The 21706-nt window shown below is 38.2% G+C and carries 24 protein-coding genes and 1 tRNA gene; 11 read left to right on the forward strand and 14 right to left on the reverse strand.

Annotation, left to right across the window (positions count from 1 at the left end; all coding sequences use genetic code 11):
* Nucleotides 1–65: 65 nt before the first annotated feature.
* Nucleotides 66–644, reverse strand: a complete 579-nt coding sequence (locus G7B18_RS10245) for a LemA family protein (protein WP_164109676.1) — start codon at nt 642–644, stop codon at nt 66–68.
* A 347-nt stretch (nt 645–991) separates the two neighbouring features.
* Here G7B18_RS10245 and G7B18_RS10250 point away from each other — a divergent pair, with 347 nt between their 5' ends.
* Both G7B18_RS10250 and G7B18_RS10255 read left to right on the forward strand, forming a co-directional pair.
* Complete coding sequence (locus G7B18_RS10250) at nt 992–2539, forward strand: NAD(P)/FAD-dependent oxidoreductase (protein ID WP_164122490.1); 1548 nt, start codon at nt 992–994, stop codon at nt 2537–2539.
* Nucleotides 2540–2600: 61 nt separating this feature from the next.
* A tRNA-Gly gene (locus G7B18_RS10255) sits at nt 2601–2673 on the forward strand.
* Nucleotides 2674–2771: 98 nt separating this feature from the next.
* On the opposite strand, the gene G7B18_RS10260 is transcribed toward G7B18_RS10255, so the two are convergent.
* A complete protein-coding gene (locus G7B18_RS10260; protein ID WP_164122492.1) occupies nt 2772–4037 on the reverse strand; it encodes an MFS transporter in 1266 nt (421 codons plus the stop codon).
* Between the two features lie 464 nt (nt 4038–4501).
* Between G7B18_RS10260 and G7B18_RS10265 the strand changes: the two genes are divergently transcribed.
* Nucleotides 4502–4732, forward strand: coding sequence for an energy transducer TonB (locus G7B18_RS10265; RefSeq protein WP_164110138.1), 231 nt, complete (start codon nt 4502–4504; stop codon nt 4730–4732).
* 74 nt (nt 4733–4806) lie between these two features.
* Here the strand turns inward: G7B18_RS10265 and sufD are convergent, their stop codons facing one another.
* The 3 genes from sufD to sufB all read right to left on the reverse strand — a co-directional run bounded on the left by sufD (nt 4807) and on the right by sufB (nt 8500).
* On the reverse strand, nt 4807–6114 hold the full coding sequence (gene sufD, locus G7B18_RS10270; RefSeq protein WP_164109682.1) for a Fe-S cluster assembly protein SufD: 1308 nt from the start codon (nt 6112–6114) through the stop codon (nt 4807–4809).
* A 100-nt stretch (nt 6115–6214) separates the two neighbouring features.
* Entirely contained in the window at nt 6215–6973 is a 759-nt protein-coding gene (sufC, locus tag G7B18_RS10275) for a Fe-S cluster assembly ATPase SufC (protein WP_164109684.1), read from the reverse strand.
* A 75-nt stretch (nt 6974–7048) separates the two neighbouring features.
* Nucleotides 7049–8500, reverse strand: a complete 1452-nt coding sequence (gene sufB / locus G7B18_RS10280; protein WP_164109687.1) for a Fe-S cluster assembly protein SufB — start codon at nt 8498–8500, stop codon at nt 7049–7051.
* Nucleotides 8501–8913: 413 nt separating this feature from the next.
* Between sufB and G7B18_RS10285 the strand changes: the two genes are divergently transcribed.
* The gene (locus G7B18_RS10285) at nt 8914–9384 is read left to right on the forward strand and encodes an Lrp/AsnC family transcriptional regulator (protein ID WP_021071083.1); all 471 of its coding nucleotides are present in this window, start codon (nt 8914–8916) and stop codon (nt 9382–9384) included.
* A 5-nt stretch (nt 9385–9389) separates the two neighbouring features.
* Nucleotides 9390–10469 (forward strand): DUF6695 family protein, encoded by a 1080-nt coding sequence (locus G7B18_RS10290; RefSeq protein WP_164122494.1) that lies wholly within the window; start codon nt 9390–9392, stop codon nt 10467–10469.
* On the opposite strand, the gene ung is transcribed toward G7B18_RS10290, so the two are convergent.
* Nucleotides 10466–11140, reverse strand: a complete 675-nt coding sequence (ung, locus tag G7B18_RS10295; RefSeq protein WP_164109690.1) for a uracil-DNA glycosylase — start codon at nt 11138–11140, stop codon at nt 10466–10468. The two genes, G7B18_RS10290 and ung, sit on opposite strands and share 4 nt — an antisense overlap.
* Before the next feature lie 64 nt (nt 11141–11204).
* The gene (locus G7B18_RS10300; RefSeq protein WP_164109691.1) at nt 11205–11720 is read right to left on the reverse strand and encodes a DUF421 domain-containing protein; all 516 of its coding nucleotides are present in this window, start codon (nt 11718–11720) and stop codon (nt 11205–11207) included.
* Nucleotides 11721–11895: 175 nt separating this feature from the next.
* On the opposite strand from G7B18_RS10300, the gene G7B18_RS10305 reads away from it, so the two are divergent.
* Entirely contained in the window at nt 11896–12435 is a 540-nt protein-coding gene (locus G7B18_RS10305; protein WP_164109692.1) for a DUF2892 domain-containing protein, read from the forward strand.
* 37 nt (nt 12436–12472) lie between these two features.
* On the opposite strand, the gene G7B18_RS10310 is transcribed toward G7B18_RS10305, so the two are convergent.
* Both G7B18_RS10310 and G7B18_RS10315 read right to left on the reverse strand, forming a co-directional pair.
* Entirely contained in the window at nt 12473–12931 is a 459-nt protein-coding gene (locus G7B18_RS10310) for a hypothetical protein (protein WP_164109693.1), read from the reverse strand.
* Complete coding sequence (locus G7B18_RS10315) at nt 12931–13404, reverse strand: DUF4293 domain-containing protein (protein ID WP_164109694.1); 474 nt, start codon at nt 13402–13404, stop codon at nt 12931–12933. The genes G7B18_RS10310 and G7B18_RS10315 overlap by 1 nt, the downstream gene beginning before the upstream one ends.
* 217 nt (nt 13405–13621) lie before the next feature.
* Here G7B18_RS10315 and truA point away from each other — a divergent pair, with 217 nt between their 5' ends.
* Together truA and G7B18_RS10325 are read left to right on the forward strand one after the other, a co-directional pair.
* Nucleotides 13622–14380 carry a tRNA pseudouridine(38-40) synthase TruA gene (truA, locus tag G7B18_RS10320; RefSeq protein ID WP_164109695.1) on the forward strand — a complete coding sequence of 253 codons (759 nt, stop codon included), beginning with the start codon at nt 13622–13624 and terminating at the stop codon, nt 14378–14380.
* An 88-nt stretch (nt 14381–14468) separates the two neighbouring features.
* Nucleotides 14469–16232, forward strand: a complete 1764-nt coding sequence (locus G7B18_RS10325) for an ABC transporter ATP-binding protein (protein ID WP_164109696.1) — start codon at nt 14469–14471, stop codon at nt 16230–16232.
* 4 nt (nt 16233–16236) lie between these two features.
* Here the strand turns inward: G7B18_RS10325 and G7B18_RS10330 are convergent, their stop codons facing one another.
* Nucleotides 16237–16542: a hypothetical protein gene (locus G7B18_RS10330; protein ID WP_164109698.1), complete on the reverse strand. Its 306-nt coding sequence runs from the start codon at nt 16540–16542 to the stop codon at nt 16237–16239.
* A 238-nt stretch (nt 16543–16780) separates the two neighbouring features.
* On the opposite strand from G7B18_RS10330, the gene G7B18_RS19405 reads away from it, so the two are divergent.
* The 3 genes from G7B18_RS19405 to G7B18_RS10345 all read left to right on the forward strand — a co-directional run bounded on the left by G7B18_RS19405 (nt 16781) and on the right by G7B18_RS10345 (nt 17736).
* Nucleotides 16781–16933 carry a carbohydrate-binding module family 14 protein gene (locus tag G7B18_RS19405; protein WP_164109700.1) on the forward strand — a complete coding sequence of 51 codons (153 nt, stop codon included), beginning with the start codon at nt 16781–16783 and terminating at the stop codon, nt 16931–16933.
* Nucleotides 16934–17008: 75 nt separating this feature from the next.
* Complete coding sequence (locus G7B18_RS10340; RefSeq protein ID WP_164122495.1) at nt 17009–17257, forward strand: hypothetical protein; 249 nt, start codon at nt 17009–17011, stop codon at nt 17255–17257.
* 11 nt (nt 17258–17268) lie between these two features.
* Entirely contained in the window at nt 17269–17736 is a 468-nt protein-coding gene (locus G7B18_RS10345; RefSeq protein ID WP_164109704.1) for a hypothetical protein, read from the forward strand.
* Between the two features lie 347 nt (nt 17737–18083).
* Here G7B18_RS10345 and G7B18_RS10350 read toward each other — a convergent pair whose 3' ends face one another.
* The 4 genes from G7B18_RS10350 to G7B18_RS10365 all read right to left on the reverse strand — a co-directional run bounded on the left by G7B18_RS10350 (nt 18084) and on the right by G7B18_RS10365 (nt 21690).
* A complete protein-coding gene (locus G7B18_RS10350; RefSeq protein ID WP_164109705.1) occupies nt 18084–19730 on the reverse strand; it encodes a PepSY-associated TM helix domain-containing protein in 1647 nt (548 codons plus the stop codon).
* A gap of 2 nt (nt 19731–19732) precedes the next feature.
* Nucleotides 19733–20011, reverse strand: coding sequence for a hypothetical protein (locus G7B18_RS10355; RefSeq protein WP_164109707.1), 279 nt, complete (start codon nt 20009–20011; stop codon nt 19733–19735).
* A gap of 9 nt (nt 20012–20020) precedes the next feature.
* Nucleotides 20021–20353, reverse strand: coding sequence for a hypothetical protein (locus G7B18_RS10360; protein WP_164109709.1), 333 nt, complete (start codon nt 20351–20353; stop codon nt 20021–20023).
* Nucleotides 20354–20457: 104 nt separating this feature from the next.
* On the reverse strand, nt 20458–21690 hold the full coding sequence (locus tag G7B18_RS10365) for a DUF4374 domain-containing protein (RefSeq protein WP_164122496.1): 1233 nt from the start codon (nt 21688–21690) through the stop codon (nt 20458–20460).
* Between the last annotated feature and the right edge of the window lie 16 nt (nt 21691–21706).

Genomic DNA, 21706 nt, shown 5'->3' on the forward strand with positions numbered 1-21706 from the left:
AAAGATGAATACTGGCCTGCAATACCCATCTTACTGTTAATCTTTTAAAGAGATTCGACTAAACACTAAAAAGAAACGGTTGGTGCTTTATCAGACCCCTCGGCAGCTTGGAATGTCCCTTTAGCTTTAAAGCCAAATATTCCAGCCATAATATTGTTCGGGAAGCTTCTTACTGTTGTATTATAATCTTGTACAGCTTCATTATAAGCTCTGCGTTCTACCGAAATACGGTTTTCAGTTCCTTCCAACTGTGCTTGTAATTCCTGAAAATTTGAATTCGCCTTCAAATCAGGATAAGCCTCCACACTAACCAACAACCTACCAATGGATTGCGATAACGCATCTTGGGTCTTTTGATATTCTGCAATTGCTTCTTCCGAAAGGTTTTCCGGATTTACCGTCACCGAGGTTGCTTTTGCTCTTGCTTCTACTACAGCTGTCAATGTACCCTGCTCATGCTGAGCCGCTCCTTTAACTGTAGATACGAGATTCGGGATCAGGTCTGCACGCCGTTGATAGGCATTTTCTACCTGGGCCCATTTTCCTTTGACATTTTCATCTTTAGAGACCATAGTGTTATAACCGCATGAGCTAAAGGAAAGCGCAGTGAATAAGCCAATAATTGCAATCAATAATCTTTTCATGTGTACGATTTTCATATATAAGTAATGTGTGTTTTATGTATCATAAGGAATCTTCCGATTATTTGTTGCCTAGTTTTTGTTTTAAATGGCAGACATACTGCTTAGCGGTTATTCGTGTTTGCGCTTTGCAACCATGAGCATTTCATCAGAAATCAACTTGCTCATTCATAATGAATGAGCCTTTTAAACTATTAACAACTCTAACCTAGTTTTTTTTAAAAATACAAATTACTTTTTAAATTCAAACAACACAGTCAAAGCTAATGCCAACTTTTAAATATAGGTATATGTCTTGCAAATTGTTACTTTTGCACCTATTGTGGGATAAAAACCCAACTTAAAACCTTATGCAGAAAGAGATTGAATTAGCAATAAGCCCCGATTTTATACAGGATGAAAAATATATCATTAAACAGGGCGCTCTCAAATTAAAAGTTGATCCTAACCGGATTAAAGGTATATACATTCGTAAACGTTCTATAGATGCACGAGCTCGTACCGTAGTCTACCGTATACGTGTAGTATTCTTCATTGATGAACAACCAACACCCTTGTCTTTTAAATCAGATCTTCAGCAAGTAACAGACGCTAAACCGGTAGTTATTATCGGTGCAGGGCCTGCTGGATTATTTGCGGCTTATCGTTGCTTAGAGCTTGGATTGAAGCCTATCGTATTGGAACGTGGCAAACCCGTCCGTGAACGCCGAAGAGACCTTGCCAAAATCAATCGAGAAGGATTCGTTAATCCAGAATCTAACTACTGTTTTGGCGAAGGTGGAGCAGGAACCTACTCCGACGGAAAATTGTACACCCGTTCCGATAAAAGGGGTAATGTAAACAAAGTACTCTCCATCTTTGTCGAGCACGGCGCGGATAAAGATATACTTATTGATGCCCGTCCTCATATCGGTACAAACAAGCTCCCACATATCATCGAAGATATGCGTCAACGTATTCAAGAAATGGGCGGAGAAATACACTTCGACAGTAAAGTAGACGACATATGTACCCAATTTGATGAAGTCACAGCTGTTTCAACTGCCGATGGTAAACGATTTGACACTAAACATGTAATCTTGGCAACAGGACATTCGGCTAGAGATATCTACGAATTATTCCGGAAAAAGCAATGGCACTTAGAAGCAAAACCATTTGCTTTGGGTGTAAGGATAGAACATCCACAAAGTATAATTGACCAAGCACAATACCATTGTAGCACACGTCACGAGAACCTTCCGCCGGCTTACTATAGTCTGGTAGAACAAGTAAATGGCAGGGGAGTCTTTTCATTTTGTATGTGCCCCGGAGGTATTATCGCTCCTTGTGCAACGGACCTCAACGAGATCGTGGTAAACGGTTGGTCACCGTCGAAACGAAACAATCCTACAGCAAATTCTGGAACAGTGATTCAAATTAACCTTAATGATGTCACCAACACAGTAACCGACCCATTTGCACTTTTAGATTTTCAAAAACAAGTCGAACAGAAAGCATTCGAATTAGGAGGTGGCAATCTAGTGGCACCAGCGCAACGGATGGTCGATTTTGTCGAAAATAGAATTTCCACCGATCTACCCCTAAATTCGTACAAACCAGGGACAAAATCGGTCAACCTCAGCGAAGTTCTACCAGATTTTGTCCACCAAGCACTTCGAGGTGCTCTTCCTATCTTCGGAAAGAAGATGAAAGGGTATTATACTAACGATGCAATTTTGGTAGGAGTCGAATCTAGAACCTCTGCTCCCATCCGTATACCCCGCGACCCTATTAGCTTACAACATACAGAGATAAAAGGTCTTTACCCTTGTGCTGAAGGTGCAGGCTACGCGGGCGGCATAGTCTCAGCTGCTATAGACGGAATCAACTGTGTAGACGCTATACACAAATTACAATAAGTATTTTACTATTCTTCTTGACAAGAATAGTAAAATAGCTTATTTTTGTACCACAAAACAAGCGAAAGTAGCTCAGTTGGTAGAGCACAACCTTGCCAAGGTTGGGGTCGCGAGTTCGAATCTCGTCTTTCGCTCTAAAAAAAAGGTTTTATCAGGACATCTGATAAAACCTTTTTTATTATTGATAATTATCCATATAACACAAATACTACAACCTGTAAAAACACTGCCTTTACCGATCCATTTTCAAAGAATTGTGCTTTTCAACATTTTCATCCTTCTTTATTCCTCCTAAACGCATTACTGAAGGCGTCATAAACGATAAGACCCCAACAATTCCCATAGCCGCACCAGATATAATAAAAGCATTTGCTACGCCGATCTTATCAGCTATAATTCCCGTAAATAATAAACCGATTATACTAGGTAAAATAGCTAAGCTAAAATATAAGGAAAACACACGTCCTAGCATTTCAGCCTTTACTTGCTCTTGTATAATAGTCATAAACGCTGCCGAAAACACAGACATAGACATCCCTCCTATTCCGGTTATTAGAACAAATCCATAGAACCAACCAGCAGGAAATATACCCGAAAACACAAATGTTGCTCCCAAAGCAATATGCATCATATTGACTAACATTATTTTAGAAAAGGAAACCTTTGAGCTCCCCAATAATGCTCCTCCAATCAACATACCTACCCCCCAGATGACTTCTATAACACTCATCTCCCATTTGCCTCCTCCGTAGTGGTCAATAGTCAAGAGCGGAAACATTATCGCTACCGGCATCACACAAAATGTGGCCAGCATAGCATATAAAAACAACAAGCTAAGCCCTTTATTTCTATATATCGCCTGTAGACCGATATTTAAATCTGCAATAACTCCTGAAATACTAGCTTTAGAAGTCTCAGTAACAAGGTGCGGGATAGTTACAAACAACAATGAGGTGATTGCCAATACTGCTCCGATCACATCCATATACAACACTTTGCCTATCGGAAAAAAGGTAATAGCTAGCGTTCCCAAAGCAGGTCCTGCAATACTACTTACCGATTGTAGCATTTGATTAATGCCAGATACCCGCAAAAGTTGCTCTTTAGGAACAATCAATGGAGCTATAGCCTGCATCGCTGGAGAGTGAAAAGCTGACCCTACAGAACGACAAGCTAAAAGCAAATAAACGAGCACTAGATTCGCCTCCCCTTCGACAAAAGCAAACGACATCAAAAAAGTACAGATAGCAATAAAACCATCGGCATAGATCATTACCTTCTTACGATCCCAACGATCAATAAATACTCCAGCAAAAGGCCCTATGAGTGCCTGCGGTAGCAAACCCGCAATTCCAGAAAAAGCAAGCACCTCCGCAGACTTATAATGCAGACTTAAATATATCATTACAGCGAAATTGACTGCCGAACTACTAAGCATGGACACAAATTGTCCTGCCCAAATATAAACGTAGGTTTTAAACCACTTCTGATCTTTCATCGAAAAAATTATCTCTTATTTTACCATCCCTGTAAACCGACCAATACCTGTTAGCCAGTATCCTCCCAATCAAAGCCATTTGATCCGATTTCAGCGGTAAAGATACGAGAGTAACAATAAAACGATCTATGCGTATGAAAAGAAAAATCCTTTAATTCTATTGCATAAAAAATTGAACTTACATACTGTCGATTCTTACGCTCTTCAACATATGATCCACGTTTTTTTACGTTATTAGCAACAATTCAACCTGCCAAAGCACAATTCGCATTTCAGGCATTCCACAAAAAAGATGACAGTGAAACCAAGCAATAGGAGGAAGACAGACACCTTTACCAAGACGTATGCTGAAGGTAAACTCGTCTCAGGGCTGACAACAGATTCTCTACGCTAGACTTACAAATAGTAATACCTTTTTGATTGAACCTCAGTATCCCTGAGGACTTGAAAGATTAAGATAATATATTGGAACCAATTACAAATATCCCCTCGCTACTATTAAACAAGGTACTACCGGCACAGTAAGAATAGCATTTGTCGTGGAAAAAGATGGTAATATAGCCGATTTAAAAGTAGAGGAAGACATGGGCCACGACACAGGTGTAGCAGCAATTGCAGTCATAGTTAGGGAAATGGCGAGCAGGGGTAATGCGGCGGTACCCATTCGAGTACAATTCAATCTTCCATACGACTAAATCGCACCAGAGAACATACAAAAGCGTCTAAGAAAAAATCCCTAGACGCTTTATATAAACTAAACTACTATTAATTAATTTCTATCTAGTCCCTTAGCAACCAGTTTCTCGACGTAAGTTCGTATCACCTCGTTCGAGAATCTTGACGTCACATCAAAGGCAAAAGCATGAACCAATAAGGTACGAGCCGACTCTTCGCTGATACCTCTAGCTCTCAAATAAAACAATGCTTCATCATCAAACTGTCCCATGGTACAACCGTGAGAACACTTTACATCATCCGCAAAAATCTCTAATTGCGGCTTGGTATTTACCGTTGATTTATCACCGATCAACATATTATTATTCTGCTGAAATGCGTTTGTCTTTTGCGCATCCTCGCGAACAAAAATCTTTCCATTAAACACTGCCGTAGATTCGTCTTGCGGTATATTTTTATACCACTCGTAGGATTCACAATGTGGCTTCATGTGATCTACAACCGTATGATTATCCACCAATTGCTTATCTGCCAGCAAATTAATTCCGTACAGGTGAGATTCCACATTCTCATCGTCCAAACGCACATTGATATCATTACGAACGAAAGAAGCACCAGGGAAGTTGCAATTGTAATTGTTATAAAGACTATACTTTGATTGGTAGATCTCGGTATGATTAATATACGAACCAGATGCCGAAGCTAACTGCAGATAATAATGTTGCAACTTCGCATTTTCGTCCAATACAATCTCCGTTACCTTATTTTGCAAGTTCTTTGCAGACCCTACCAACGTTATAAATGATTCAATGATTTCTACTTCAGCATTTGCCTCTAGAACGTACAGGTTTCTAGTCTGTGCAAAAAAATCACTAGTCCCAGTAGCTACATGCACAATCTGAATTGGCTTAGATACGACCTTATTTTTTCCGACAGACAAATAAAGTCCCGAAGTATGCAACGCTGTATTTAATGCTACTAAAGCACTTCCAGTTTTATCCGCATGTTGCCCAAAATGCTTTTGAAAGTTCGGTTCTGATGCCGCCTCTTCGATAGGCCTAACAGTCAGCCCGATTTCATCCTCCAAAGAAGAAAAAGCAAGCACATATTGTCCATTAATCAACACAATACGATGTGCATCCAAACCAGGAATATCTGCTTGGCTCAAATCCAAATCGGAAACATCCACATCTTCATTCAATAAGTAAGTCTTATTGATCAAGCTATGGATATTTGTATATTTCCAATCCTCATTTTTCACCGTAGGAAAACCTTGTTGCTCAAACTGAGCAAAGGCACCTTTACGTATATCTTTTAACGATGAAAGTTCATTAGTCGACTCCAACTCTTGAAAAGTAGAAGCTAACTGTTCGAATAAAGAATTTGCTACTATAGTACTCATGTTATTTTTTATCAACCCACCCATCTCCAAATCCATCTGAGCGGACCTATTTTTGTAAACGGCTAGAAAGAATATTCAAAGCCTTCGTTGTAAATCCTGATTAGCCCTCTTGGGTATCCAATTCTTTAAGCCAATCGTACCCTTTCTCCTCCAACTCCAACGCCAATTCCTTTGTTCCGGTCTTTACGATGCGTCCATCGTACAATACGTGTACAAAATCAGGAACGATATAATCCAATAAACGCTGATAGTGCGTAATCACCACGAACGCATTATCCTTTGAACGCAATTGATTCACTCCGTTGGCTACGATACGCAACGCATCTATATCCAGTCCCGAATCAGTCTCATCCAGAATAGATAATTTTGGATTCAACATCGCTAACTGAAAAATTTCATTACGCTTTTTCTCTCCTCCGGAAAAACCTTCGTTCAACGAACGATTCGCCAGATTAGCAGAGAACTCAACCAATTGTTGTTTTTCTTTAACTGTTTTCAAGAACTCCTTTGCTTCCATAGGAGGCAAACCTTTATATTCACGAATATCATTAACTGCCGTTTTCAAGAAGTTTATGTTAGAAACGCCAGGAATCTCTACAGGATATTGAAATGCTAAAAACAAACCTTCGCGTGCCCTATCTTCAGGCGACAAATCCAATAAATCTACGCCGTCCAAAATAGCTTCCCCTTCTGTCACTTCATAAGAATCTCGCCCAGCCAACACATTGCCCAAGGTACTTTTCCCAGCTCCATTAGGTCCCATAATAGCATGAACCTCTCCTGGTTTAACTTCTAGATTTAATCCTTTTAATATTTGTTTGTCCTCTATAGACGCATGTAAATTTTTAATGCTTAACATTACTTTTTGTATTGAGTATTGAGTATTGAGTCGTTAAACTTTTTGCTCAATTTTTTTATCTATATAATTACTTTACTATCCTACCGATCCCTCTAAAGAAATAGCTATCAACTTTTGAGCCTCTACCGCAAATTCCATTGGCAACTGGTTTAACACCTCTTTGGCATAGCCGTTTACAATTAGACCTACTGCCTTTTCAGAATCGATACCACGTTGATTCAAATAGAATACTTGATCTTCTCCAATTTTAGAAGTCGTAGCCTCGTGCTCTAATTTAGCCGTCTTACTTTTATTTTCGATGTATGGGAATGTATGAGCTCCACAACGATCTCCGATTAAAAGCGAATCACATTGTGTAAAGTTCCGCGAATTGTCCGCATTCGGACCGATTTTCACCAACCCACGATAGCTATTATGGCTTCTTCCTGCAGAAATTCCTTTAGAGATAATTTTAGATCTGGTATTTTTGCCCAAATGAATCATTTTCGTACCTGTATCAGCTACTTGAAAGTTCTTCGTCATTGCAACAGAATAGAACTCGCCTACTGAATTGTCTCCTTTAAGGATAACACCAGGGTACTTCCACGTAATAGCAGAACCTGTTTCTACCTGCGTCCAAGAGATTTTAGAATTATCTCCTTTACAAATACCTCGCTTTGTCACAAAGTTAAAAATCCCCCCTTTTCCCTCTTTATCCCCTGGGTACCAGTTTTGTACGGTAGAGTATTTAATTTCAGCATCTTTCATCGCTATCAATTCGACAACAGCAGCATGAAGTTGATTCTCATCACGCATCGGTGCAGTACATCCTTCCAGGTAAGAAACATAGGAGCCTTCATCTGCAACAATCAACGTCCGTTCGAACTGACCTGTATTCTGCGCGTTAATACGGAAATATGTGGAAAGCTCCATAGGACAGTGTACACCTTTAGGAATATACACAAATGAACCGTCGGAAAATACCGCTGAATTTAACGCTGCATAGATATTATCCGTTTGAGGAACAACAGTTCCCAAATATTCTTTCACCAACTCAGGATATTCTTGTACAGCTTCACCGAAAGAACAGAATATAACTCCTTTTTCCTTCAGCTTTTCTCTAAAAGTCGTTTTTACAGAAACGGAGTCAAAAACCGCATCAACAGCAACAACTCCTGCTAGTACTTTTTGTTCATCCAATGGAATTCCTAATTTCGCAAAAGTAGCCAACAATTCAGGATCAACCTCATCCATACTCTCCAAAAGTTTTTTAGGCTTCGGGGCAGCATAATAAGAAAGATCTTGAAAATCAACTTCAGGATTTTCAAAATTCTGCCACGTTGGCATCTTCATCTTTAAGAAATGTTGGAAAGCTTTCAACCGCCATTCTAATAACCATTCAGGTTCATTCTTTTTTGAAGATATCAGGCGAATAGTGTCTTCATTCAATCCCTTGGGAGCAATGTCCATCTCAATATCGGTTGTAAAGCCGTATTTGTACTCCTCCTGCTCCAGCTCTTTCAGTAATTCGTCGTCTTTGGTACTCATAGTATTCTTTTTCCCTTTTATGAATAGGCAACCCCCACTCTATTATAGGACTACAAAGCTACGACTTAAATAGCAATTAAGCGGTATATTTTCGTCTATTAAGCAGCGCTATCTCGTAAATTTGTGACAAACATCACTTTTTTTTGTGCTCAGAACAGTTTCAGGTTTCTTTTTTGACAAAAAAATGATCATAATAACTAAAAACTATTGTTGCTAATCAAAAAAATAGCAAATAGTTATAACTCATCGCTCAAAAAACTTAACATCAAAAACACTATTTTTTTCAACGCTCCATGCTATATATTTAAAGTATCTTAATCAAAGAGGAACGCTATTCCCGATATTTTTTGCCCCGGGCATTCGTGAATTCAAAGCATTTTATTTAAGTTTACAAATTGAACTAAAATAGCCTTATGTCTTATCAACCGGATAAATTAGATTTAAAAATACTACGGCTGCTGCAAGAGAATGGAAGAATTACCAATCTCCAACTAGCGACAAACATTGGTTTATCGCCTGCACCTACACTGGAAAGAGTGCGAAAACTAGAAAACTCGGGATTTATAAAAAGTTATCATGCTTTCGTTGACGAGGAGAAATTAGGTTTAGGAATCAAATCCTTTATTCAAATTTCTCTAGATTTTCACACCCATAATGCTATTCCTGAATTCGTAGAAGCAGTAAAGGCTATCCCAGAGGTTACAGAATGCCATCATGTCACAGGCAATTGTGACTTTATCTTAAAAGTCTATGTAAAAGATATCAAAGCTTATGAAGGTGTTATTATGGAAAAGATTGCTAAAATCCCTTTCGTAAAAACATTTCAGACAATGATGATCATGTCTACTTCTAAAAAAGAGCCTATCGTTCCATTAGAATACTAAACAAGATGCCAAAGCAAGCTATACCTTATAACGATTTCGCGATAATACTGACATGGCCTGATGCCACCATCAGGGGGGACGAAAAGTGGATGATGTTTTTCAAAAAAATAGGTATAGTAAAAAACCTTAACTTCAAAGTCGGTCACACCGGAATAGTCCTTGTAGACCGCAAAAGTGGCAAGATGTTGTTTTACGATTTTGGCAGGTATATTGCGCCTCGCGGCTATGGTCGTGCACGATCTCAGTTCTCGGATCCGCTATTAGAAATAAAGTTAAATGCCCAATTTCACGAGAACAAAATCAGCAACCTACAAGAAGTAGTCGAGCATTTCGAACTTTTAAAACCAGCGATGTATGGGGAAGGCAAACTATTCTTGTCCGTTGTCGATGGAATAAACTTTTCGATGGCCCGCAAATATGGAGATCAATGTGTTATACAGGGCACCTATCCATATGGCGCTGTGGCCCGTAACAATAACAACTGTTCGCGATTTATAACGAGAATGCTTATAAAGTCCTCGCAACGGTTTCATTTTTGGCATATGATTAATTTGCCTGAAACTATAAAATGCAGCCCGATTAGTAATTTGATAAATACCGTAAGCGATAGAATGATTTATTCTTACACCCCTCAAGATGGTCTTACACGTTTTCGAATGAACCGTTTCCAATCGTTTGGATTTCTTGTACGACAGCTTGGGGACAATGTCTTTCAGACTAAGGCAGATTTACTACCTACAGACCAAATTATCGGCGCAGTACATTATCGCTCCAAACCAATCACAGTACCAAAAGAAGCGATGTACCTCGGAGGAGTAGGAGACGGTGCCTGGTATACTGTATCTCCTCAAAAAAGTAGACAAGTAATCGTTAAAAGATTTACGACGTCAGGCAAGCTAGAATATGTTGTACTAGGCGAAGCAGATGAAAATTTTAACCCAGCAACATCTTTTGAAATCACATACGATAGCCACCTACTTTTTACACATATCCTTCAAGAAGGTGTAAAAATTTATATTAAACACCTCAAGCAGTTAGCGATAAAAGAATACACATATGAGCATATTCAAGAACGATATGCTTAATCAAGCCGCCAATCGATAACCTCTTTCTTTTTCTCTAAGAGATAGTCATTCGCCTTCGAAAAGTGCTTTGACCCGAAAAACCCTCGATAGACAGAAAGAGGCGATGGATGTACAGCCTTTAATATTAAATGCTTCTGTTGATCTATTAATACCGATTTCTTTTGTGCATAGGATCCCCACAGAAGGAACACCACACCATCTAACTCTTCTGATATCTTACTTATTATCTGATCTGTCAACATCTCCCACCCTTGTTTCTGATGAGATCCTGCTTGATGCGCCCGCACAGTTAGGGTAGCATTGAGCAATAAAACCCCTTGTTCAGCCCATTTTGTCAAATCACCAGATTGGGGGTAAACAAACCCCTCAACATCTGTTGTTAGTTCAGCTAGAATATTTTTGAGAGACGGAGGATGGGCCACACCTGTAGGCACCGAAAAAGAAAGTCCGTGCGCTTGTCCCACATTATGATAGGGATCTTGCCCCAAAATGACCACTTTAACATTAGGCAATGGTGTAAGTCTAAAAGCGTTAAACACCATGTCTTGTGGGGGATATACGAGATGCTCCCTACGTTCTTTTTGAACAAATACCGATAAACGACGCATATAATCCTGTTTAAACAACGGCTTTAATAGATTGTCCCAACTTTGATCAAATAACCTCTCCATACATCCAAATTTAGATAAAATGCCTCACATTCATAGTACATCGGTCAAAAAACACATTCGAATATCAGTTAGGTCCCTGCAGATTCTTATGATTGCGTTTCCGCTTATGTATCGAATGTTTTAAATCCGTAGCACCTGAGATAATCGAAATATTACCATCCTCTTCAAACATAGCTAGTTTTACATCCTTGATATGCTCGACACCATGTTCACGCATCGCCTCGTACAATTCATCGGCCGATATACCGATCTTACTCAGCATATCAAAATCGGGTTTTCCTTTATGAACCAGTATTTGCGGCTTTTGTTGTACAGCTTTCTTAATAAACTCGCTTTTTAAAACGATCCGCTTAACAAAAAAATTGATGAAGAATAGTGAGAAAGCTGCCAATAAACCTCCCTCAAGGCTAGTATCATTTCCTACCATGGCATTTTGCACGGAGTTACTTATCAATAGGATTAAAATGATATCAATAGTATTAAGTTGCGACAACTCCTTTTTACCAAAAAGACGGATAGCCACAAACATAAAAAGGTAAACCGCAATACACCGGACAACAACATTCAGATATATTTCCATCAGCTTTTTTCACCCAATATAACATAAAAAACACAAACCCTCATCCCTTAAATTCGTATGCCCCAAAAACTCTTTTATAACCAAAACTTACTAGAATACATTTTTATACCGCAAACTTGTTGGATAACATCTTAAATTAATGGATATTTGTACATTCAAATAGTTATAGAGAGAAATGTCAAATTTAGTACGTATAATTTTAAGCAGCATCCTATTGATAGGCACTGTTGCTCTTTTTTGGTTCGGTATGTGGGGATGGGGAATACTGGCTATCTTAATCACGATACTGGCCTGGGTTACGGTATTTTTTAATGAGAATATGCTAATTGCACAATGGTATTTTAGAAAACAAGATATCCCCAACGCTGAAAAATGGTTAAATAACATCAAGAATTATGAGTCTCAATTAATCAATGCACAACACGGATACTATCATCTTTTACTTGGCTTGATTGAATCTCAACGCGCACCTATGCAATCGGAAAAGTTCTTTAAAAAAGCGCTTTCCCTCGGTCTACATATGGATCACAATGTAGCCTTAGCAAAATTGAGCCTAGCAGGTGTAATGATGGCAAAACGCAATAAACGGGAAGCAGAAAAACTACTACAGGAAGCGAAAAAAGCAGACAAAAATAAATTGTTAGCTGATCAGATTAAAATGATGAAAGATCAGATGTCTATGATGGACAAACAGCAATTCCGCTATTCAAGATAATAAAAAAGGCAATCTAAATTAGATTGCCTTTTTTTATTTATAGATCGATTATTACTTCCAAAAATTTACCTTCTTCTTCACTATCCTCAAAAGCCAGTTTAAATTGCTGAGGCTTTCCCCACTGTTTTTTCCATCCTATTGTTTTAACAATAAGCCTCACCGGCTCGTCTTCCTCCAAGAGATAATGAATATAATTCTGTCTATCGGTCACCTGTACCAATACCTTGCCTATCTGCATCGAGTTGTACAAATACGTCTTACCACCAGAATCAACAATACCTGAAGCAAAACTGTTTAGCTTAAACTCACGTGTACCTTTTTTGTAGGATATCAAAAAGAGTTCAACGGTAGCTGTATCTGCATTTTTGGATAAAGCCACGCTCTTCACATCGATTTGTATATCATCAACCTCCAACGATTCACTCGTTGGTTCTTGTCCAAGAACCAACGTTCCTAAATAAAAAGACAATACAATAAGTAACCCTAACTTTTTCATTATCTTAAGCGATCTGCAGACTTAATTAACTTTTCATCTTTACGAATTCCACCTATTGCCATCGCGAGAAAGACAATTGCTATTGGTAACAGGAAGAATCCCACACCAATATTATGAGCTCCAAAAGGTTGAGAAATTAAACTTAACGTATTGTTAGCAGAGATAAACAACCAAACCGAAAAAAGACATATCAACAAAATTTCAACAAAAATTAGAATTAACTGCCTCTTTCTATTTTTATATAGAAAAATCGTTATAATGGGTATAAACCCTAACACAACAGTTGCTACCGTTTGAAAGACATAACTTTCCTGTTTCACACTTTCATTATTTACAGCAGAATAGGATCCTGTCACCAAAAGCTTTTTACCCAAACCCACCAGATCTGTATAATTCAAATAAGGAAAAATAAACAAACCCAAAATAACAATAGCGGCTAATAGTAACCAAATAGACTGAATACGTTGTATCATAACTTTCTTTTATTATTATAACGCAAACTTATATAAAATGCTTTGCATTCTCGAATACCGAACAAAAAACAGTGCTATACCATGCATTACACCTGCCCCGGGATTAAATGTGCATTATCGATGAGCCGTCAATTGTTCAAGGAGAATTGAGCTAAATTGACTTTATATGTACTTTAATCATATTGCACATGAAAATGAATTTATGTAGGTTTGTTTTGTGGACGGAAAAAAGAGATTTTTTATTGAAATAGCCTATGACGGGAGTGCCTATCATGGTTGGCAAGTCCAACCAAACGCAATATCCGTACAGGAAAAATTAAATAACGCTTTAAAAACATTCCTACGCACCAATATAGAAACTATTGGCGCAGGTAGAACTGACACGGGCGTGCACGCAAAACAGCTTTATGTACATTTCGATTCTGAAAATCCGTTATTTTTAGCCTCTCCAGAAAAAGCTAAGCAGTCCTTAAATGCCCTACTACCTTACGATATCGCTGTCAAACGTATTATTCCAGTTCATACGGATGCACACGCGCGATTTGATGCGACTTCCCGAAGCTATGAATACCACATGCATATCTACAAAAATCCGTTTTTGATAAATAAGTCTTGGCAACTTCGTGAAGTACCCAATATATACAAAATGAACGAAGCCGCAGAAAAACTCTTAGGCACCAAAGACTTTTCATGCTTTAGCAAATCGAACACACAGGTTCATACGAATATCTGTACGATTACAGAAGCTAAATGGATACAACGAGACGATCATATTCTTTTTAAAGTAACAGCAGATCGATTTTTGAGAAATATGGTTCGCGCTATAGTAGGGACTCTTCTGAAAATAGGACAAGAAGACACTCCGATTTCATTCCTTGACGAAGTACTAAATAGTAAAAACAGATCTATGGCAGGAACCTCTGTACCTGCTCATGGTTTATATTTAACGAAAGTGGTTTATCCGTACATAGATTAATGATTCGAAATACTCCTGCTTAACGACACACAGGCCCCGATGGGCCCGTTAGCTGCCGGATGATCATTAAAAATCAGGTAATAAACATATGAAGAAAGAGAAAATAACAGGCAATACCTATGATAGCAAGTTGCTTAAAAGGCTCGCAAAATATATGCGCCCCTACAGTAGCACCTTTTGGATATCAGTGGTATTAACGATTCTGTTAGCTGCCGTAGCCCCTGCTCTACCTCTTTTAATAGAACACACACTGGACAGTTACATTCTCAAGGGTAAATCGGAAGGGTTAAACACCATGCTGGCATTCATGATGTTACTATTAGTCCTACAGACTATCATCCGATACTTTCATACACTAATGACCAATACGCTCGGCCAATCGGTGATCCGGGATATTCGAATTCAAGTATTTAATCATATCACAAACTTACGATTAAAGTATTTTGACAATACACCTATAGGCCGCCTGATCACCCGGACAATTTCTGACCTGGAAACCATAGCTAATATTTTCTCCGAAGGCCTGATACAGATTATAGGTGATTTATTACAGCTGGTTGTGATCCTTGCCGTCATGTTTTATACGGACTGGAGGCTTACATTGATCGTATTAGTTCCTATGCCATTAATGATCGCTGCCACTTATGTATTCAAAGAAGCTATGAAATCAGCTTTTCAAGGCGTAAGATTATGGGTTGCCAACTTAAATACATTCTTACAAGAACATATCTCAGGAATGGCCATTATCCAGTATTTCTCCCGAGAAGATCAGGAAATGCGCAAATTTAAAGCTATTAATAAAGAACACCGGAATGCTCACATCCGTGCAAATTGGTATTTTTCAATTTTCTTTCCCGTACTCGAAATCATTGTGGCCATCGCGACCGGACTTTTAGTATGGTACGGATCCAAACAGATTATTGAAGATATTATTTCTCCGGGCGTAGTCGTTGCCTTTATCATGTATATCAATATGATATTTCGACCGATCCGGGAATTGATCGACAAGTTTAACACGCTTCAAATGGGGATGGTTTCCGCTGAACGCATCTTTGATGTCTTAGATACCAATGAATTTACTCCGAATGTAGGTACCGTTACACAAGCAAAAATCCGTGGGGCTATCGAATTCAAAAATGTCTGGTTTGCATACAATGATGAAAAATGGGTATTAAAAGACGTAAGCTTCAGTGTTTCTCCCGGAGAGACATTGGCCCTTGTCGGTGCTACTGGAGCAGGTAAGTCATCTATAATCAGCATCCTAAGTAGGTTTTATGAAATACAAAGGGGAAAAATTCTACTAGATGGAATAGACATCAAAGATTATGAGCTTAGTTTTTTAAGAAACAATATCTCTATAGTACTACAAGATGTCTTTCTCTTTTCAGATACAGTAAAAAATAATATATCGTTAAATGATCCAACGATTTCCATCGAAAAGATCACGGATGCTGCAAAAAGGGTGGGTGCATATGAGTTCATCAACAGACTTCCTAACCAATTTGAATACGAAGTACAAGAACGGGGGGCTACGCTATCCGCAGGCCAAGCTCAGCTAGTCTCCTTCATAAGGGCTCTTGTACACGATCCCAAAATACTCGTTTTAGATGAAGCAACGTCTTCCATAGATACCGAGACGGAAGAAATGATACAATCAGCGATAGATAATTTAATGGAAGGCAGGACGGCTATAGTCATCGCACACCGTTTGTCGACAATACAAAAAGCAGATAAAATTATTGTTCTTGACAAAGGTGAAATTAAAGAGATCGGCTCCCATCAAGAACTCCTGAATATCGGTGGATATTATAAAAGGCTTTATGATCTGCAATTTAACTCAACAAGTATTTAACCCTTTAATAGACATCTCTTGAACCACCGACATAATCTAGAAATTCGATTTGCGGTTGGGATACTAGGTTTTTATCCCGCTCTTCTTGAAAACGTAGAAAGCTAGGTATATTTAAGAGTATCTCCTGTATTTCTTTGTTCTTGTATTGTGAAATATGAATAAAGGTTGCGCCGTCCGCTGCCAGAAAAACACTGTACTGAAACAGTGTCTTGTCCAACATTTCGAAATTCTGCAAAAAGGTCCTAATCAATTCTTTGTTTGTGTTTATATACCCTTCTTTTACGGTATATGTCACCTTAACTACAATCATTTTTTATGTATTATTTGGCCATCGTGAAATCCTAAATAAGAAAGGTTGATATAAATAAAGATATAAAGTTATCTTGCAAATTCAAGTCGTCAGGACAAGAGCTTTAAGCACCATGTTTATTCTTCAAAAAAAATTCCTATATTTGAATATAAACTTAAAGAAAGGAAAATTTTATAAAAAGACTTTTTTATTTAGCGATTCCGTTAAGCTTAATAGCTATTTTTGCTTTTAGTCAAAAATGCCCCCAACAGGTTATGGCGTAATACCGAACGAGGAGGACTGCAATAAATTCTATATTTGCGTTAATGGAGATTCATATTTGTTAGAATGTGTCACCGGCTATAATTTCGATTGTAATAACGGCAAGTGTGTTTTTACACGAATTGTCTGATCGCAAACGTGCTTTGGTGGAGAGAAAAAGAGTTTTTCTTTTGCCCTTATAAACCCTCCAAAACCATCGATAGACATGTTTTTTTCTGGTGGACAAGCAGTTAAATGCAAAACAGCTAACATCAATGTATTAGGAGCAACTCTAAATTGGGAGAGGGATTTTGCGTCAGATATAACCCTTTATAGTGGAGCTTTACTACCAGGTGACTCTGTACTTTATCAAGATGGGACATTTGCCAACGAACCTATTGGATATAAATATACTGCCACGACTGCATCAACAGCTGCACTTATTAGCTTTAATTATAAAACCCTCGTACATTAAAAACAGAAATTATGAAAAACTACATCTGCATAACACTCCTTTTTATTGGGTTAACATCGTGTCAAAATAGCACCCAGCATGAACCCAATGTTTTACCCCTTTCGACAACGGAGATCTCATCGGATAATAATTGGCAACTAAAAGAATTAGCCCTATCAGACAAAATGATAGATCTTTCGGTCGATGATCTTTTAGAAATTCAAAAAAATACAGCAAACAATAAGGAAAATAGCGCAGAGAAAATGAATGCATTTAGAGCTGCTGTTTATCGATTTTATAAAAATGTATATATAAAGGACGGGGGGCTTCATACCGATATAAAATCAGGTAAAGAAATTGGCCTCTCAGAAGATGTTTTCCAGTTTTATTATAAAGACCTTCCAAGATTTAATGCAGATATCAAAAAGTTAGAAGGATACAGTGACGAAAAGTTGCAAAAGGATATAAATCGATATCTTTCTGGTATTGAAAAGATTTAGAGAAAACTAAACTACTTTAAAAATAGCCGCGGAGTCCATGATACGGCTATTTTTAAAGGGTTAAATCCGGGCTAATTAACAGAAAAATAAAATCCCCCAAGTCTAGCTCGGGGGATTTACAGTCTATAAAAAGAAGAGAGAGAAATAGTTATAAAACTGTAATTTGTGCCTAGACGTCTATTAATAGATAAAAACTAAACACACATCTAGGGCTTAATATCTTTGGCTAATTGCGGTATTGCCCCTTGAACCTAGCGTTATAGACTAACACACAAACAACATCTTTATTTAGATCAAAAATCTAAACAAAAGACTGGTAACACAAAACCTTTTCGCTGTCTTTATTTTCATCCCTGAATCGCCTGCAAGAATTTCCTTGATTTAAAGTACCCAACAAGGCCAATCACACCTATTACAAACCATAAAAAGTCAATCACAAATATATCTGTACGTTGTGTGATTAAGGTATTCCAGAACCAGTTTCCAGTTTGTAAACCATTTACTATCGGTACACAAAATGCCAATATACTGCCTAACAAGAGTGTTTCGCGATTTGTCCTGTTGATCTGTTTGCGAATCGTGTAATAAATGATAAGCACAAGCCAACTATAGAAATACGTACTATAGATAAATGTCTGATCCACTCTTGGACTAAATCTTATAGCTATAAAAGTAAATGCTGTAACGGGCAACATAGCAAGACATATGGCCATAAATAGATTTGCGATCCATAAATTGAACTTCCTCTTTCGCGGAATGACATTATTTTTATTGCGTGCTACAAGCCAGATCAAGATCCCGGAGAGAATCACAAGACAGCCCATTATCCCTAAGACAAAATAAATCGTCTTGACAGGATAGCCACCAAAATCTCCGAAGTGCAGACGATAAAGGAGGCTTCTCACCTTATCTACATATGTAGCCCCTTGCATAGGCGATTTTTCTTCAACAACTTTATCGTCACTAACGCGATAGTCGATAATACCGGATCCAGCAAAGCTTTTATTATAGTGAGGCTCGAACTCTACCAATATATGCATATTAGAATCTGCATAATTTTTGATATAGACACGATTCATCTGGGCATCAGGCCACTTCGTCTGTGCTAAATTGAGGTAATGAGCCACCCGTACTTCCTTTTCCATAGGTTTATAAGCATATTCGTACTTTACCGCTCTGGAGTACCCAAGATCTTGATACATCTTGTCCTGATCACCACCGTAGAGTAGCTTACCAAACGGAATAGCTAGAACGGAATTGATAATCAAAAAAACACCCGTCACAGCATATAAAAATTGAAAAGGAAACCCAAGTACACCTAATGCTGTATGCATATCCGTCCACACCGTCTTCCATTTATTGAATGGTCTATACACAAAAAAATTGCTTACAATTTTGTCCCAATGCAGCAACAATCCGGTAATTAATGCAAATAGGAACAAAAAAGAAGTTAAACCAGCTATGAAATAGCCGAACGGGGCTATACCTACTCGTATTGGTACCTCATTCAGCTGTGCCAAAAAATGCAATCGGTACAGGAACTCGGACATATCATAATTAGTACTGTAGTCTCCAGATTTTTGCTGCACAAAATCATAACTAAAATACTTCGAATCGGTATTAGCTCCACGTCCTCCTCTCTTTGCCTTCTTATTCTCGACTGCGGGCTTTATTTTGGCGAGGTTCTCTTTGTTCAGGATGGAGTCATTCGACGCAGAGACATTCACGTATGTTCCGGCTCCGCTCTGATTAATGTAAAAAGTAAGATCCCGACCTCTCAAATTCATCTCTTGTCCCAAAGAATCAATCAACTTGTCGTAGTTCTTGAAGTCCTTTTTATACCCCACGTAGGAGGTTCCTTTTTGCCAAGCTCCAATCTCGTCTCTAAAAAAAGAGAAAGACCCTGCGAAGAAAATCACATATAGAAGCGCGCAGATAATGATACCACTAATGGTATGCGTATTAAAATATATATTGTAATTTCTAATATTCATAATTAGAGTTTAAATAGGTATGGTAAGGCAAATACCGCCGTGAGGACTATATAATATATCCAGACCTTCCATCCATTTTTTGACAAGAAAGCTAGGAGTAACAATACGGCCCACAGGATATAGCCTGTAAATGCAGCCGTAATGATGATATCCTTTTTGTCGAACATCTGTGTTAATAGCAGATGAAATGATAGCATCACAGTATATCCACCGATAAAGCCAGCGGAAATCTTTAAAAATCGCTGTAATGGACTACTCAGATATTTTTTATTTGCAGGCATATACTAATTTTAAAAAACAAAGAATTCAATGACACTGCATAGCAGAACAATACCCGTAATATACTTCCAATTGAGATAGCCATAAGGTGTTAGAAGGATTATGAGACTCCCAAAAGCCATAAAGTAAACAATGGCTGCAAAAGTTCCCGCACCTAATCCTTGTAGGTTTGCAAATACAATCCAGCTTACAAATAGCAAAATATAACCCAATGCTTTGGCGGTGGAGGGATGTTGATTTAAGTATACACTGATAGGCACATTAACTACAATTTTTACTTTTCTGGACGAAAGATAAAAACAGTAAAAAGCTGCAAACGATAGTAATAATACAAATGAAAACATAGAACAGGTTATAAGTGTAATAACGAGCTATGTTTTCTAGAACATAACTCGTTATCACATATTTCTAAATAAGAATACTATAATAATACGCTCATCCTTTCAAATTAATTTAGATGCTCAATCGCGGTAATCGTTCCGCCCTCTACTTTCAATCCTTTGGTAGCAGTGGCAGTAGTTGCATCGATTTTATAAATATAACTCACACCAGATGTCAAATTAACACCGATGTATCCTGTACGGCCATCTTTTGACGAGTAATTATTACGCATTGTAAAAGAGCTAACTTCAAGAGCAGAAGGAAGTCCAGTTACTTTTTTATACGTCTTGTCAACCACATTGATTATACCGATAGTTTTTCCTGTCGCATAAGCACCCTTTTCCGCTTTCTCATTCGAATAAACAACGAAGTTATTATTCCCTACATATAACCATGTAGTAATATTCAATCCTCCAGACACTTCCTCAAAATTGAAGAAATACGATTTATCAATTTCACCGGTCGCGGTGTTGATCTTAACAACTGCTGAAGGTTTCGTAGAATTCATTTTTGTCCCGTCGGATGTCGCTACAGCACTTGAAAAGGCATATGCCTCGCTGCTACTCGTCAACTCAAGTCCGTCTGTAAAATATCTTCCGATGAAACTGATACGGTCATCTTTAATTACCTTTTCCAGCTTCATTTCCGGATAAGAATAAACGGCTATCCAAGCTTGGTCAGGATAGGCTGTTCCAAACGTAGCGCTACAACAGCCCTTTACTGAAAAATAGGGTGCATAGACTTTATTACCCACCTGCTTAATCCACGAAAAGAATGCTAGTTCTCCAGGGGCACCGTTATTTGCAGCTAACTCAGCTGAGTTAATCGAGCCTTGTTTGTCGATCTGTAATGTTAAGGTGTTAAAACCGTACCAGCTAATGGTCGGATTAGCGATATTTCTTGAAATCTTCGTCATTAAGATATCATCGTTTACGCCGGCAAAAGCTTGCACAGTTTCCGTTACGGAATTTGCTCGCTTAGTTAAAGCTCCGTTTTGAATATCATATATGGTAATTGCACCTGGATTTCCCTGCCCGTACAACATACTGTAAAAACGATTTTTATGCGTGACGTAGTACCTGTAGGTACCGTCCTGCTCAACACCTTGACCTGCTGTAGATATCTTACCAGTATCTAAACTACTAGCTGTCAACAAATAGTCGGCAACACCCGTAGAGGCAACGGGGGTAACAGCTACAATAAAATTTCCCGGATTGGCTGGTTCAGTATTGTTGTCCTTACACGATGTAAATGCTAGTATTGATAAGCCTAGCGCTAAAAATGTATTTTTAATCTTCATACTATTTATTTTTTTA

This window comes from Sphingobacterium sp. xlx-130, assembly GCF_011007405.1.
GTDB lineage: Bacteria > Bacteroidota > Bacteroidia > Sphingobacteriales > Sphingobacteriaceae > Sphingobacterium > Sphingobacterium luzhongxinii.

Bases quoted from the DNA above. Each gene is read 5' to 3' on its own strand.
- G7B18_RS10245 (WP_164109676.1), bottom strand. From the start codon at position 644: ATGAAAAGATTATTGATTGCAATTATTGGCTTATTCACTGCGCTTTCC.
- G7B18_RS10250 (WP_164122490.1), top strand. From the start codon at position 992: ATGCAGAAAGAGATTGAATTAGCAATAAGCCCCGATTTTATACAGGAT.
- G7B18_RS10260 (WP_164122492.1), bottom strand. From the start codon at position 4,037: ATGAAAGATCAGAAGTGGTTTAAAACCTACGTTTATATTTGGGCAGGA.
- sufD (WP_164109682.1), bottom strand. From the start codon at position 6,114: ATGAGTACTATAGTAGCAAATTCTTTATTCGAACAGTTAGCTTCTACT.
- sufC (WP_164109684.1), bottom strand. From the start codon at position 6,973: ATGTTAAGCATTAAAAATTTACATGCGTCTATAGAGGACAAACAAATA.
- sufB (WP_164109687.1), bottom strand. From the start codon at position 8,500: ATGAGTACCAAAGACGACGAATTACTGAAAGAGCTGGAGCAGGAGGAG.
- G7B18_RS10285 (WP_021071083.1), top strand. From the start codon at position 8,914: ATGTCTTATCAACCGGATAAATTAGATTTAAAAATACTACGGCTGCTG.
- G7B18_RS10290 (WP_164122494.1), top strand. From the start codon at position 9,390: ATGCCAAAGCAAGCTATACCTTATAACGATTTCGCGATAATACTGACA.
- ung (WP_164109690.1), bottom strand. From the start codon at position 11,140: ATGGAGAGGTTATTTGATCAAAGTTGGGACAATCTATTAAAGCCGTTG.
- G7B18_RS10300 (WP_164109691.1), bottom strand. From the start codon at position 11,720: ATGGAAATATATCTGAATGTTGTTGTCCGGTGTATTGCGGTTTACCTT.
- G7B18_RS10305 (WP_164109692.1), top strand. From the start codon at position 11,896: ATGTCAAATTTAGTACGTATAATTTTAAGCAGCATCCTATTGATAGGC.
- G7B18_RS10310 (WP_164109693.1), bottom strand. From the start codon at position 12,931: ATGAAAAAGTTAGGGTTACTTATTGTATTGTCTTTTTATTTAGGAACG.
- G7B18_RS10315 (WP_164109694.1), bottom strand. From the start codon at position 13,404: ATGATACAACGTATTCAGTCTATTTGGTTACTATTAGCCGCTATTGTT.
- G7B18_RS10325 (WP_164109696.1), top strand. From the start codon at position 14,469: ATGAAGAAAGAGAAAATAACAGGCAATACCTATGATAGCAAGTTGCTT.
- G7B18_RS10330 (WP_164109698.1), bottom strand. From the start codon at position 16,542: ATGATTGTAGTTAAGGTGACATATACCGTAAAAGAAGGGTATATAAAC.
- G7B18_RS19405 (WP_164109700.1), top strand. From the start codon at position 16,781: ATGCCCCCAACAGGTTATGGCGTAATACCGAACGAGGAGGACTGCAAT.
- G7B18_RS10340 (WP_164122495.1), top strand. From the start codon at position 17,009: ATGTTTTTTTCTGGTGGACAAGCAGTTAAATGCAAAACAGCTAACATC.
- G7B18_RS10345 (WP_164109704.1), top strand. From the start codon at position 17,269: ATGAAAAACTACATCTGCATAACACTCCTTTTTATTGGGTTAACATCG.
- G7B18_RS10350 (WP_164109705.1), bottom strand. From the start codon at position 19,730: ATGAATATTAGAAATTACAATATATATTTTAATACGCATACCATTAGT.
- G7B18_RS10355 (WP_164109707.1), bottom strand. From the start codon at position 20,011: ATGCCTGCAAATAAAAAATATCTGAGTAGTCCATTACAGCGATTTTTA.
- G7B18_RS10360 (WP_164109709.1), bottom strand. From the start codon at position 20,353: ATGTTTTCATTTGTATTATTACTATCGTTTGCAGCTTTTTACTGTTTT.
- G7B18_RS10365 (WP_164122496.1), bottom strand. From the start codon at position 21,690: ATGAAGATTAAAAATACATTTTTAGCGCTAGGCTTATCAATACTAGCA.